11 protein-coding genes are annotated in these 12744 nt (G+C 67.7%); 4 read left to right on the top strand and 7 right to left on the bottom strand.

All coding sequences use genetic code 11. From position 1 onward, the window contains the following. Positions 1-68: 68 nt before the first annotated feature. Both QZ609_RS18360 and QZ609_RS18355 read left to right on the top strand, forming a co-directional pair. Positions 69-1718 carry a rhodanese-related sulfurtransferase gene (locus QZ609_RS18360; protein ID WP_295497788.1) on the top strand — a complete coding sequence of 550 codons (1650 nt, stop codon included), beginning with the start codon at positions 69-71 and terminating at the stop codon, positions 1716-1718. Between the two features lie 207 nt (positions 1719-1925). After that, positions 1926-2807: an EamA family transporter gene (locus QZ609_RS18355; RefSeq protein ID WP_295497786.1), complete on the top strand. Its 882-nt coding sequence runs from the start codon at positions 1926-1928 to the stop codon at positions 2805-2807. A gap of 12 nt (positions 2808-2819) precedes the next feature. Here the strand turns inward: QZ609_RS18355 and QZ609_RS18350 are convergent, their stop codons facing one another. From QZ609_RS18350 to QZ609_RS18335, 4 genes are all read right to left on the bottom strand, one after another. Further along, positions 2820-4796: an EAL domain-containing protein gene (locus QZ609_RS18350; protein ID WP_295497784.1), complete on the bottom strand. Its 1977-nt coding sequence runs from the start codon at positions 4794-4796 to the stop codon at positions 2820-2822. Continuing rightward, entirely contained in the window at positions 4793-5422 is a 630-nt protein-coding gene (locus QZ609_RS18345) for a YfiR family protein (protein ID WP_295497782.1), read from the bottom strand. The genes QZ609_RS18350 and QZ609_RS18345 overlap by 4 nt, the downstream gene beginning before the upstream one ends. Further along, on the bottom strand, positions 5419-7383 hold the full coding sequence (locus tag QZ609_RS18340) for a TonB-dependent receptor (protein WP_295497780.1): 1965 nt from the start codon (positions 7381-7383) through the stop codon (positions 5419-5421). The genes QZ609_RS18345 and QZ609_RS18340 overlap by 4 nt, the downstream gene beginning before the upstream one ends. Before the next feature lie 282 nt (positions 7384-7665). Further along, positions 7666-8085, bottom strand: a complete 420-nt coding sequence (locus QZ609_RS18335) for a F0F1 ATP synthase subunit epsilon (protein WP_295497779.1) — start codon at positions 8083-8085, stop codon at positions 7666-7668. 239 nt (positions 8086-8324) lie between these two features. Between QZ609_RS18335 and QZ609_RS18330 the strand changes: the two genes are divergently transcribed. Both QZ609_RS18330 and QZ609_RS18325 read left to right on the top strand, forming a co-directional pair. Further along, positions 8325-9251, top strand: coding sequence for a LysR substrate-binding domain-containing protein (locus tag QZ609_RS18330; protein WP_295497777.1), 927 nt, complete (start codon positions 8325-8327; stop codon positions 9249-9251). Between the two features lie 40 nt (positions 9252-9291). After that, a complete protein-coding gene (locus QZ609_RS18325) occupies positions 9292-9975 on the top strand; it encodes an HAD family phosphatase (RefSeq protein WP_295497775.1) in 684 nt (227 codons plus the stop codon). 225 nt (positions 9976-10200) lie between these two features. Here the strand turns inward: QZ609_RS18325 and QZ609_RS18320 are convergent, their stop codons facing one another. The 3 genes from QZ609_RS18320 to QZ609_RS18310 form a co-directional block, all read right to left on the bottom strand. Then, a complete protein-coding gene (locus QZ609_RS18320; protein WP_295497773.1) occupies positions 10201-10668 on the bottom strand; it encodes a MarR family transcriptional regulator in 468 nt (155 codons plus the stop codon). A 9-nt stretch (positions 10669-10677) separates the two neighbouring features. Beyond that, positions 10678-11091 carry an ester cyclase gene (locus tag QZ609_RS18315; RefSeq protein ID WP_295497771.1) on the bottom strand — a complete coding sequence of 138 codons (414 nt, stop codon included), beginning with the start codon at positions 11089-11091 and terminating at the stop codon, positions 10678-10680. A 354-nt stretch (positions 11092-11445) separates the two neighbouring features. Continuing rightward, positions 11446-12669 carry a TIGR03364 family FAD-dependent oxidoreductase gene (locus QZ609_RS18310; RefSeq protein WP_295497768.1) on the bottom strand — a complete coding sequence of 408 codons (1224 nt, stop codon included), beginning with the start codon at positions 12667-12669 and terminating at the stop codon, positions 11446-11448. Between the last annotated feature and the right edge of the window lie 75 nt (positions 12670-12744).

Here is a 12744-nt window from a genome sequence, read left to right as displayed (position 1 = left end):
TTCGTCTCCGGCTATTCGAATACCCACCTGCCCAACCTCTGGGACCGTTCCAAGGACACGCCTTCCGTATGAGCACCGTCATCGACGCCAGCACTACCCTCGCCACTGCACCGCTGGCCCAGACCCACGTCCCGACCCTGGCCTATGCCGACGTGCGCGCCGCCCTGCTGGCCCGTAAGGAGATCGCCCTGGTAGACGTGCGCGAAGAAGACCCGTACGCGCAGGCGCATCCGCTGTGGGCAGCGAACCTGCCGCTGTCGCGGCTGGAGCTGGAGGCGTGGTCGCGCATCCCGCGCCGCGATACGCTGATCGTGCTGTATGGCGAGCACGACGGCGCGGACCTCGCCCCGCAGGATTTGGCTCCACTTGCGGCCGCCAAGCTGGCCGAACTCGGCTACACGCGGGTCTACCTGCTCGAAGGCGGGCTGGCCGGCTGGCGCGCCGCCGGCGGCGAGCTGTTCCAGGACGTGAACGTGCCCAGCAAGGCCTTCGGCGAAGTCGTCGAAGGCCAGCGCCACACGCCATCGTTCACCGCGCAAGAGGTCAAGGCATTGATCGACGCCCAGCGCGACGTGGTCATCGTCGACGCACGCCGCTACGACGAGTTCCAGACCATGAGCATCCCGACCGCCACCAGCGTGCCGGGGGCCGAGCTGGTGCTACGCATCCGCGAGCTGGCGCCGGACCCGGCCACGCAGGTCATCGTCAATTGTGCGGGGCGCACGCGCAGCATCATCGGCACGCAATCGCTGGTGAATGCGGGCATCCCGAACCCGGTGGCCGCGCTGCGCAACGGCACCATCGGCTGGCTGCTGGCCGACCAGGTGCTGGACCATGGCGCCAGCCGCCGGCACCCGGAGGCCGTCTGCGCGCAGACGCGCGCCCAGGCCGATGCCCGCGCCGTGGCCGCGCGCGCCAACGTGCCGCGCATCGCGCTGGCCGACCTCGCCAAGCTGGAAGCGCCCGACCGCACGCTCTACAAGCTCGACGTGCGCACCCCCGAGGAATACGCCGCCGGCCACTTGCCCGGCTTCGCCAGCGCGCCGGGCGGCCAGCTCGTACAGGAGACCGACCACACCGCAGCTGTGCGCGGCGCCCGCATCGTGCTGGCCGACGACGACGGCGTGCGCGCCGACATGACCGCCTCGTGGCTCGCGCAGATGGGCTGGGAGGTCTACGTAGTCGACCCGGTGGACGCGCGCGAGCGCAACGTGACCGGCTCGTGGCAAGCCCCGGTCGCGGCCTCGCCCACGGTGCGCACGGTCGAGGCGCGCGCGCTGGCCGGCTGGCTGGACGCGGGCGACACCGCCGTCATCGACGTCACGCGCAGCGCCAACTACGCGGCGCGGCACATTCCGGGCGCCTGGTTTGCCGTGCGTTCAGACCTGCCCGCCGTGCTCAAGCGCATTCCACCCGCGCGCCGCTACGTGCTCACGTGCGGCTCCAGCCAGCTTGCCCGCTTTGCCGCCGCCGATCTGGCCAAGCTCACGCAGGCCGAGGTCTGGGTGCTCGACGGCGGCACAGCCGCGTGGGCGGCCGCCGGCCTGCCGGTCGAATCCGGCGAGACGCGCCTCGCCTCCGACCGCATCGACCGCTACCGCCGCCCCTACGAAGGCACCAGCGCGCCGCGCGCCGCCATGCAGGGCTATCTGGACTGGGAGTTCGGGCTGGTCGAGCAGCTTGCGCGGGACAGCACGCACGGGTTCCGCGTCATCTAGCGGACGGCCGGGCTTCTGGAACTCGGCGTTTGAGGTTCCAAACTCGGCACGTGGCCATTGGAACGGGGCAATCGGCGTTCGGAACGCGGTGATCCGGCGGCAGGCTCACGTGCTTGCTAACCCCGCTCACAACGAGCGCCAACAAAACTCGTTTTGCGCATGACGCGCCCTTGAGTAGCATCGGGACTTCCTCGCCGAGGTCCCGCCATGTCGCCCTTCATCGCCCTCTGCCTGCTCATCACCTACGTGGTGTGGGGCACCACCTATCTCGCCATCCGTTTTGCGCTGATCGACCTGCCGCCGTTCCTGATGATGGGCTCGCGCTTCCTGGCCGCCGCCGTGCTGCTGGCGCCGGTGGTCGTCCTGCGCCAGCGCGCGTGGCCGAGCTGGCGCCAGGTGCACAACTGCGCGCTGATCGGCGCGTTCATGCTGGTGGGCGGCATGGGCATGACGGCGGTGGCCGAGCAGACCATCTCGTCGGGCGCCACCACGGTCATGATTGCGTCCGCGCCGCTGTTCGCGACGTTGTGGACCCTGCTGATGGGCGGCCGGCTGCAAGCCTATGAAGTCGCTGCGATGGCACTGGGCAGCGTCGGCATTGCCGTGCTGCTGGGCGGCGCGGAGTTCCAGGCCAGCATGGGCGGGGTCCTGGCGCTGACGGCTGCCGTCGCGTCCTGGTCATTCGGTTCGCAGCTGTCCAAGCGCATTGATATGCCCAAGGGGATGACCGCCTTTGTGCTGGAGATGGCCTTTGGCGGCGTGGCGCTGGTGCTGCTGAGCCTGCTGCGCGGTGAAGCGTGGCCGCATCATGTCGGCCTGCATTCGGCGCTGGCGTGGGGCTACCTCGTCATCTTCGGCTCGGCGATTGCCTTCTCGGCTTACATGGCGCTGGTGGAGCGGGTCTCCACCGTCATGGCCACCAGCTATGCCTATGTCAATCCGCCCATCGCCCTGTTGATGGGCGCGTGGCTGGCCGACGAGCACGTCGCGCCGCAGACGCTGGGCGCCACGGCCATCATCCTCGGGGCGGTGGTGGTGCTCACGGCGGGGGCAACGCGTGCCGCGCGTCGGGCCGCAGCGGCCGCATAGCCGACGGCGGAACTAGACCGACGCGGCCTCGCCAGTCGAAGCGGCATCGGCGCCGCTGCTCTCCTGCCGCCGCAGCCAGGACGCCAACTGATCCGCCTGCAGCGGGCGCGAGAACAGGTAGCCCTGCCCCAGGTCGCAGCCGGCCGCGCGCAGCAGTTCAAGCTGCTCGGCATCCTCCACGCCTTCAGCCACCACCTGCATGCGCAGGCTGTGCGCCATGGCGATGACGGCGCCGGCAATCGCCTCGCCGTCGCCCGGCATGCGCTGGACGAAGCTGCGGTCGATCTTCAGCTTGTGGATCGGGAAGCGCTGCAGATACGCCAGCGACGAATAGCCCGTGCCGAAATCATCGATCGACAGGTTGATGCCCGCCGCGTGCAGCGCTTCGAGCAAGCGGATGTTGGCGTCGATGTCTTCCATCAGCACGCTTTCGGTAATCTCCAACTCGAGCAGATGCGGCGGCAGCCCGGTCTCTTCCAGCACGCCAAGCACGTTCTTCACCAGCGCCGGATCGCGCGTCTGCCGCGGCGACAGGTTGACCGCCACGCGCAATGCCGCGCGTCCTTCGCGCATCCATTGCGCCGCCTGCCGGCAGGCGGTGCGCAGCACCCATAGCCCCAACGGCACGATCAGGCCGGTCTCCTCCGCCACGGCGATGAACTCGCCCGGGCCGATCAGGCCGATCTCGGGGTGCCGCCAGCGCACCAGCGCCTCCACGCCATGCACGTGGGCGGGCAGGATGTTGGCGCCGTCGCGGTCGAGCGCGGTCAGGCGGATCTGCGGCTGGTAGGCCAGCAGCAGCTCGTCGCGGTCGAGCGCGCGGCGCAGGTCGGACTCCACGCGCAGGCGGCGGCGTGCTTGCTGGTCCATCTCTGCGGTGAAGCACGCGGCGGCGTTCTTGCCGCGGTTCTTGGCGTAGTACATCGCCGTATCGGCGTTGCGCGTGAGCGACTGCACATCGGCCGCGTCGCTCGGATACAGGCTCACGCCCACGCTGGCCGTCACGTAGATCTGGTGCAGATCGAGCGCAAACGGCGCCGTCAGGGCCGCGAGAATGCGGTTGGCCAGCATATCGGCCAGCTCCACCGCCTCCGGCGTGGCAATCGCCGCGCGCCGCGACAGCTCGGCAATCACTGCAAACTCATCGCCGCCGATGCGGCACAGCACGGCCCGCGTGTTGGCCTGCTCGATCACCTCGTTCAGGCGGCGGGCCACCTGGCGCAGCAGCCGGTCGCCGTTGTTGTGGCCGAGCGTGTCGTTGACGACCTTGAAGTTGTCCAGGTCCAGCAGCAGCAGGCCGACCACGCCGGTCTGTCCGGCCCGCTTGAGCGCATCCTGCAGGCGCTCGTTGAAGGCGTGCCGGTTGGGCAGCTCCGTCACCGAGTCGGTGTGGGCCAGGTAATCCAGGTGGGCCTCGGCCTGCAGCACGGCGTGCCGCATGCGCCGGATCACCAGATACGCCACGCCCATCGCGCCGATGCCGACCGACACCGTCAGCACCGCATAGCCCAGCAGCTGCATGTACAGCTCAGTCAGGCTGGAGCGGATCACCACATAGCCGATCACGCGCCGCTCCGAGACGATGGGCTCGGCCACCTCCAGCGTGGTGGCGGTAGAGACGTCCTGGTCGCGCAGCATGGCGGCATCGGGCGCCTGCACGGGGGCGGCGTCCCCGCGCTGGTATTGGGCCAGCGGCTTGCGCAGCGCCGTGAACACGCCGGCCGCGCGCAATGCAGGCGCGGCCTGCAGCGCGTCGAGCGTGTCCTCGGCCGCCTTGCGGTCGTTGAACAGCAGCGCGGCCACGCTGTTGGCCCCGATGATGCGCGCCTGCACGTGCACGTCGCGCACCAGCGCGGCATGCAGCGCCACAAACTGGAACGCGATCAGCAGCACGCCGGCAATGGTCAGTGCCGCGCCCGCCCCGGCCATGTTGGCCCGCACCACGGATTGCCCCAGACGCGGGCGCCAGGGCTTGAAAGTCGAATTCATTGCACGCTCCTGGCCAGCCGCAGCAGTTGCGAGCTGATTTGCAGCCCGGCCTGCCGGGCCGCTGCCATGTCGATATCGAACACCACGCGGTTGTCATGCAAGCCCAGCGCGATGATGGCGCCGGAGGTGCCGGAAGCACCGGAAGCACCGGAAGCACCGGAAGCACCGGAAGCACCGGAAGCACCAGCAGCGTGGCCCGCCTTCTGAGCGTCGGCCACAGTCAGCACCGGCGCGGCCGGGTCGAGATGCACCGCCGGGCCCTGCGCGCGATCGCCAAACACCACCATATGGCAGCCGGCAACCGCAGTGTCATTGAGCCTGCGCACTTCCAGCCGGTGGCCGCGCACGGATTTCCCTGTCAGCTTGCCCAGCGCCCCTTGCAGCGGATGCTCGGGCACCACGCACAGCACCATCGGCGCCTCAGCCGGCATGGCATCCGCCGGCCAGGTGGTGAACAAGGCGAAGTTGTAGATGTAGGCCGCCTTGACCTCGACCTCGCTGGCCTGCATCTGGGCATACGTCGCCCCCACCCACACCGTCGCCGCGCACGCAAGGCACAGTCCGCCGCAGAGCCGGCGCAGGCCTGCAACGCTGGAGAGCCGGGTGGCGCGGCGCGGGGCGTTCATCGCAAGGTATAGGTGAACTTGAGCCGGAAGGTCCGGCCGTCCTGCTGGATGGCCGCCTGTGTCAGCTCCGGCCCGGCTGGGTCGGCATAGCGGCGGTCGAACAGGTTGTAGATGCTGGCCGACATCTCCAGGTTGGGCGCCAGGCGCGTGGCCAGCAACGTGACGTTGGCCAACCAGAACCCGCCCACCTGCCCCCGCAGCGACAGGCGGTTGCTGACGTATTGGGCCTCCACGCCCAGCCGTACATCGTCGCGCCACAGCGGCGTGGTGGCATTGAACTTGGCCAGGTGACGCGGGGAGTTCGGCACCGTCTGGTCGGTGTCGGCGTCCTCGGTGTTCTGGATGCTGTAGCTGGCGCGCAGCCGGGTGCCGCCCGGCCACGCCTGCTCGAAACCGAGCTCCGCGCCGCGCGTGCGCGTGCGCGCGATGTTCTGGAACACCAGCAGACCGGTATTCGGGTCCACCGTCTGGCTGATCAGGTTGGAGACGGCGTTCTGATACACCGACAGCGTCGCCTTGCCACCAGCCGCCACCTGTTGCTCGAGCACCACCTCATAGGTGCGGATGCGCTCGGCCGCCAGCCCGGCGTTGGTTTCCTGCCCGCCCGTCGCCGCGGTCTGGTAGTACTGCTCGTACACGTTGGGAGCGCGGTACGCCATGCCGTACAGGGCCTTGAGCGTGGTCGTGGGTGCGGCATGCCAGATCAGCCCCACGCGCGGGCTGAAGATGCCGGGCACGAACGTGGTGTGGTCGTAGCGCACGGCCGTGTCGAGCAGCCAGCCCGGATGCAGCGCGAACTGGTCCTGCACGTACACGCCGACGCGGCTGTTGCTGCGGTGGTCGTCCAGGTAGCTGAAGTACGGCGCGACGTCGAAGTTGCGCATCGAGTCGCGGTAGTCGCGCTGGAACTCCGCGCCAAACGCCAGTGTGTGCCGCTCGATCTGGCGCGTGACGAGCTTCACCTCCGTGCCGTACCAGGCGGAATCGAACTGGTCGCGGTTGAGGGTGACCGGCGGGTAGTCGTAGACGTAATCGCCGCGCGAGACATAGCGCCCCCAGAAGGCCCGCGCGGTCACGTCGGTGGCATCGGACAGCGCGTGCTGCCAGGTGGCGTTGAGCATGTCGCGCGCATCGATGTCGCGCGAGCGCGCATCGTTGAACAACTGCCCGTATCCGGCGGTCGGGTTGCCCTTGGTGCGGTCGACATGGGCGAAGGTCACGCCAAATTCGTCCCAGCTGCCCTTGGCGAACACCTGCTTGCGCCGATCGAAATCCGTGCCGCTGGTCAGGCCATGGTTGGTGGCGGGGCGGTCGAACTCCGGAAAGTACAGGCTGCCGCCCGGCGCATCGCTGATGGTGGCCGAGAGTAGCCATTCCGCGCCGTTCAGCGCGCGGTTGCCCCAGGTCACGCGCCCTTCGCGCGCATCCTTGCTGCCAGTCGAGGCGCTGGCCTGCACGCCGCCGATGTCGCGCCCGCGCTTGGTGATGACATTGATCACGCCCAGCAGCGCGTTGGAGCCGTACACCGATGATCCGGCGCCCGGCACGTATTCAACGCGGTCGATCAGGTCGACATCGAGGAAGAAATCGGTGCCGATGGCGGCTTCATCGAAGATCGAGTCGTTGGTGCGGTAGCCGTCGATCAGCAGCAGGAAGCGCGTGTCGTAGTCGCCCGCGCGCAGGAAGCCGCGCGCGCCCAGCTCGGCGTAGTTGCGGTCGTAGGTGGTGTAGAGACCCGGCAGGCTGCGCAGGATGTCGGCCAGCGTGCGCCAGCCGTAGGCCTTGATGTCTGCCGCGGTAATGACCGACACCGCGGCCGGCGCCTCACTGGCTGGCTGCGCATATTTGGACACGCTGGTCACCTGCACCTGCATCAGCTGCTCCAGCGGCAGTTCGGTCAGGTCGGTATCGGCAAACGCCCGCATGGCGGGAATTGCCAGCAACCACGCAAGCGCAAACATTTGCGCATGGCGTATTTTCCAGAGCCGCGCACGCGACGGATGCGTGGGCGCCCGGCAAGGACTCGCGGTACGCAGCCGCCGCTGGGAGCGGCGACCACGCATGCGAGCGGTCACGGCAAAAGGGAACATCAGCAAACGGGAGGCAAAACCGGAAGCGGCGCTCTGGGCGCGCCTCGGGGCACATCGGACTCACCGGTCTAAACGGAGCGCGGGCGCCGTTCTGAACCCCTCCGGGTGCGGGAAGACACAATTGAGTCAATATGCCTGCCAGGGCTGGAAATTTCAGCGCCGGCGCTTGCGCAGCCGCTCGATGGCGGCGAGCTGGGCCACGGCCTCGGCCAGTTCGGCCTGGGCGCGGGCGTAGTCGATCTTGCTGTGGCTGTTCTGCATCAATTCTTCTGCGGCCTTGCGGGCCTGCTGGGCCTTGGCCTCGTCGAGGTCGCGGGCGCGCACGGCGGTGTCGGCCAGCACGATCACCTGCTCCGGCTGCACATCGACAAAGCCGCCGGCAACGAAGAGGATGACCTCCTCGTCGTTTTCTTGCGTGAGCCGCACCGTGCCGGGCCGCATGCGTGTCAGCAGCCGTTCGTGCCCGGGCAGGATGCCCAACTCGCCTTCGGTGCCGGGGACGACGACAAACTTGGCGGTGCCTTCGTACAGCCGCTCCTCCGCGGTCACGACATCCACCTTCAGCAACGGCATGGCTGGTCTCCGGGCATGGGTTCTCTCGTCACGTTGACTGACAAGGTAGCACGATGTGCGCGCAGCGCCCTACCCCTGGCGCGCAACCGGGGTATATGTGAGGAAAGAGGCGGACCGGTCTAGCGCACCGCCCTTGAAGTGCGCACCGCTGCGGCACGTTGCCGCCCTGGGATTTCCGCCCCATGCGTCATCAAACCCGCGTAAGCTCGCGGGCTGATCATGAACTCGGGGTGCGACCCATGCTGGGCGATCTGTTGATGTCGTTCTTTGAAGTGGCCCGCCAGGGCAGCGTGACGGCCGCGGCCAAGCGGCTGCGCCTGTCGCAGCCCACCGTCACCGGCCGCATCCGCCAGTTGGAGGAGACGTACGGCGTGGAACTGTTCCACCGGCGCGGCAGCCGGCTGGACCTGTCGGACCTGGGCGTGAGCCTGATGCCGATCGTCGAGCGCCTCGCCCAGCAGGAAGGCGACGTCGATTTCCTCCTGCGCAACGCCGGCGACCTGCGCACCGGCAACCTGCGCGTGGGCGCCACCGGCCCCTACTACATCCTGCCAAGCGTGGCCGCGTTTCGCAGCCGGCACCCGACCGTCGAGATCACCATCGAGCTCGGCAACTCGCAGCAGATGCTGGAGGCGCTGTCAGAGGTGCGGCTGGACCTGGCCGTCTCTTCGCACGCGGTGGATGATGACCGGCTGTCCCGCGTCACCCTCGCCGAAGACCGGATGGTGCTGGTCGTGCCATTGGACCATCCGCTCGCCCGCTGCCCGCACGCCGCACTGGCCGACGTGGCCGGCTGCCATCTGCTGACGCGCGAGCATGGGTCCATGACGCGGCGCGTGACAGAGGACGCCTTGCGCGCCGCCGGCATCGAACCCGCCGGCACCACCATCATCGGCAGCCGCGAGGCGATCTACGAAGCGGTCAGCCTCGGCATGGGCTGCAGCATCGCCCCGGCGCGCGAGGCACCGCGCCGCCTGGACGTGCGCGTGCTGCCGTTTGCCGACGATGCGCCGGTCATCCACGAATACCTGTACTTCCTCAAAGAGCGGCGCGAGGCGCGGCTGATCGGCGCGTTCCTGGAATGCCTGGACGCGCCCGGCAAGGGCAAAAAAGCCAATGGCCGCATCGCCAAACTTCGCGCGATCGACATGGCGGCGACGCGCTGAGCAGGCATCGTTACGGCGTGTTCAACCGTAGCGCCCGCTCATGCAATCGCTTGCCCTGTTCGACCTGGACCACACCCTGCTGCCGCTGGACAGTGAATACGAGTGGGGCCGCTTCCTGGTCGCCCAGGGCGCCGTGGATCGCACCGCCTTCGAGCAGGCCAACGAACGCTGGATGCGCGAATACCGCGACGGCACGCTCGACTTTGCCCGCCATGCGCGGTTCTCGCTCGGGCTGCTGGCCCAGCATCCGCGCGCGCGGCTCGAGGTCTGGCGCGCGGCGTTCATGCGCGAGGTGATCGCACCGGCCATCCTGCCCACCGCCCGCGCGCTGGTCAACCTGCACCTCGCCACCGGCGACCTGTGCTGCATCGTCACCGCCACGCATCGCTTCCTCACCGAACCCATCGCCGCCGCATTCAACGTACCGCACCTGCTGGCGGTGGAAGGCGAAACCGTCGGCGGGCAAGCCGATGGCGACTTCACGGGCGCGATGCTCGGCACGCCCAGCTTTGGCGCCGGCAAGATCGCCCGTGTGAACGACTGGCTGGCGCAGCGCGGGCAGCGCATGGCGGACTTCCACCGCTCGGTGTTCTACAGCGATTCGCGCAATGACCTGCCGCTGATGGAAGCGGTCTCGCACCCCGTGGCCGTCAGCCCGGACGCGGCGCTACGCGCCTCGGCCGAGGCGCGTGGCTGGCCGATCGTGGAGCTGTTTGGCGGCTGAAAAACAAGGGGATACGCATTTCGCGGTTGATGCCGCCGAGTTTTGCTGCACCGCGGAGATTGGATACGCATTGAATGCGTTGCTCGGCGGGCGCATTTCGACCTGTTGCTGCCTGACCTGCACTCGTAGCTCCAACGACAGCTGTCAGAGTGGAACCGCCGTCTGAAGTCGATACGGCTCGGAGTGTGGTGCTGCCGCGGGAATGCCGCCCGATCAATCGCCGCCTCAATCACTAGCAGATTCACGCGTAAGCTTGTCCAGCGTCAGAACGGCACCTTTGAGGCGCTCGCGCTCTTCGTCGCTCGTTCTCGACATGATCTGCCTAGCCAGCCACTCCGTTCGCGAAGCCCTGTCTTTTTCGAGTCGCGCCCGTCCTGCCTGAGTCATATGTACCAGATAAGCGCGGCCATCCTCGGCATCCGGCACCAAGCTCAAGAGCCCTTGATCGACCAGCTTCATCACGATCAGGCGCATGGTCTGATGCGTTACCGCCCTGCCGGCCGCTAGCGTCGCGATGCTGGCTGGCCCCGTGCGTTCGAGATGGCCAAGCGTTTCATTCTGGGCATTCGACTGGGTTCCGCTGTGTTCCCGCACAGCCCGCACAAGGCGACTGACGACAGCGCGGACGGACTCTGCGAGAAGCGCAGCTTCGCTTGCAGATGCCTGCGAAGCCTTCGGATCTGATTTGCCCATGTCGAAACTTCACGCCTTCTGGAGCTGCGCAATGACAGCGGCCAGTGTATTGACGCCCCAATGCTCCACGTATTGGCCGTCGCGCACGCGGACAATATCGATGACGTCGATCGAGATGGTGCGCCCCGTTGGTTCGATGCCGAACAACGGTCCTGCATGACGACCCGTGATGGTCTTTCGCGTTGCGACCTTATCACCCTCGCATAGCTGGTCGTGAACGTGAACCTGCATTTCTGCAAGCGCTGGACGCAATATGGTGTCGAACGTTTTCCACATCATCTCAGCGCCCCGAAGCGCGGCATCAGGCGCAGACCAGTTGACAAAATCGGGGGCCATCAAAGCGTCAAACGATTCACGATTCCCATCCTGGATGACTTCGCGGTTGAAGCGCATCGCTGCCTGTTTCGGGTGACTCGAGTCCATGTCCGTTGCCAATGAGAAGTCGTTGTACCGGCACAATATACAGCATGGCTGTATATATCAAGCTCAAACCCGATTGCCCCGGTGTGGGTTCGACAAAGCAACGGCGAGGCAGTCCGCTTCCCTCCCGCGACGATCGACTGACCGCCATCCGGGTGCTGCGGCTGTTTCAGTGTCCGAGCGTGGGGTCCGGCGACAGTCCCTTTCTGGCCGTTCTGAGATACCCCGACAGCCCTCAGACTCCCACCTTGTCGCTGCGCCGCACAACAACAAATCAACCACGAAATGCGGATAGCCAAAAACAAAAACGCCCGCACGACGCACGCCGTACGGGCAAACCGACAAAAACACGAAAGATCAGGCGGCGGCAGCGGCCGGCAACGTTGCAGGCGGCGTCCACTGCGGCAGCGCCGTGCCATCGACCAGCGCATCGACATGCCGATGTGCCAGCGCCGGCCCCACGCTCATGCCGATGCCGCTGTGCATCAGCGCCACGGTGGTGCGCTCGTCGATGCGGGTGATCGAGAACGCGCCACTGCCGGGCACATGGCACTTGGCGCCGTACACGCCCTGCCAGCGCTCGACCACGCGCAGCTTGGCTCCGAACGTGTCGCGCGCCAGGTCCAGCATGAGGCTGTCGACCGACTCGGCATTGAACGGGCGGGCGTCCTGGCTGTAGTCGTGCGAATCGCCGACGATCCAGTCGCCGTACGGCGTCGGGCTCACCAGCAGGTGGATGCCGTGGCGCTGCAGCTCGGGCCGCTCGCGCTCGATCTGCATGGCGAGCGCCTGGGCGGTCGGCAGGTCGGCAAACGCGCCGTAGTGCGTGCATGACAGGCCGGTCAGCACGGCGTGCTCCAGGCGGAAACCGTCTTCGGGCGTCACGCGCAGCATCTGCAGGCGGCAGACCTGCGGCTGCAGCGCGCGCAGTTGCTCGGCGCACAGCGTCTGGTAGTCATGCCCGCTGCAGACGATGACGCGCTGCGCGTTGCAGACACCGGCGGTCGTCTCCAGGCGCCCACCTTCCACGTGGCGCACCAGCGTGCCGAAGTGGAAGCGCACGCCCTGCGTGGCCAGCCATGCGGCCAACGCGGGAATCGCCTCGCGCGAATAGAGCTGCACATCGTCGAAACCTTGCAGCGCGGCACGGTGGCGCGTGAAACGGCCGTCGTACAAGTCAGCCAGTTCAGCGCCGCGCAGCAGCTTGACGTTGTAGCCGAAGGCCGGTGCACGCGTGGCCATGAATTCGTCCAGCACGGCTTCTTCAGCGGGATTGCGCGCGAACAGCAACGCGCCCTTGGCGCGCGCGAAGATCCCAGCCTGCTCGGCCCAGCCGAGGTACAGCGCGCGGCTGTCGCGCGCCAGGTCCAGCATGATGCCCGGCGGCTGGCCGGTCACCAGCATCTGGCCGAAATTGCGGATGGAGGCACCGACGGCGATCTCGCTGCGCTCGAACACCGTCACGCGCAGGCCGCGCTTGACCGCCGCAGCGGCGTGCGCCAAGCCCAAAATGCCAGCCCCGACGATGGCGACGTCGGTGCTGGCATCCAGGCTCCCATGAGTTGCGGGAGCTTCAATCACTTACTTCTTCTCCGACTTGCCGTCGTAGCGCTTGGTCCACTCGGCGAGGATGCGGTCGCGGTTGGCGCTGGCCCA

It is taken from the genome of uncultured Ralstonia sp., assembly GCA_913056305.1.
GTDB lineage: Bacteria > Pseudomonadota > Gammaproteobacteria > Burkholderiales > Burkholderiaceae > Ralstonia.
This window is presented reverse-complemented; position numbering and strand designations above follow the sequence as displayed.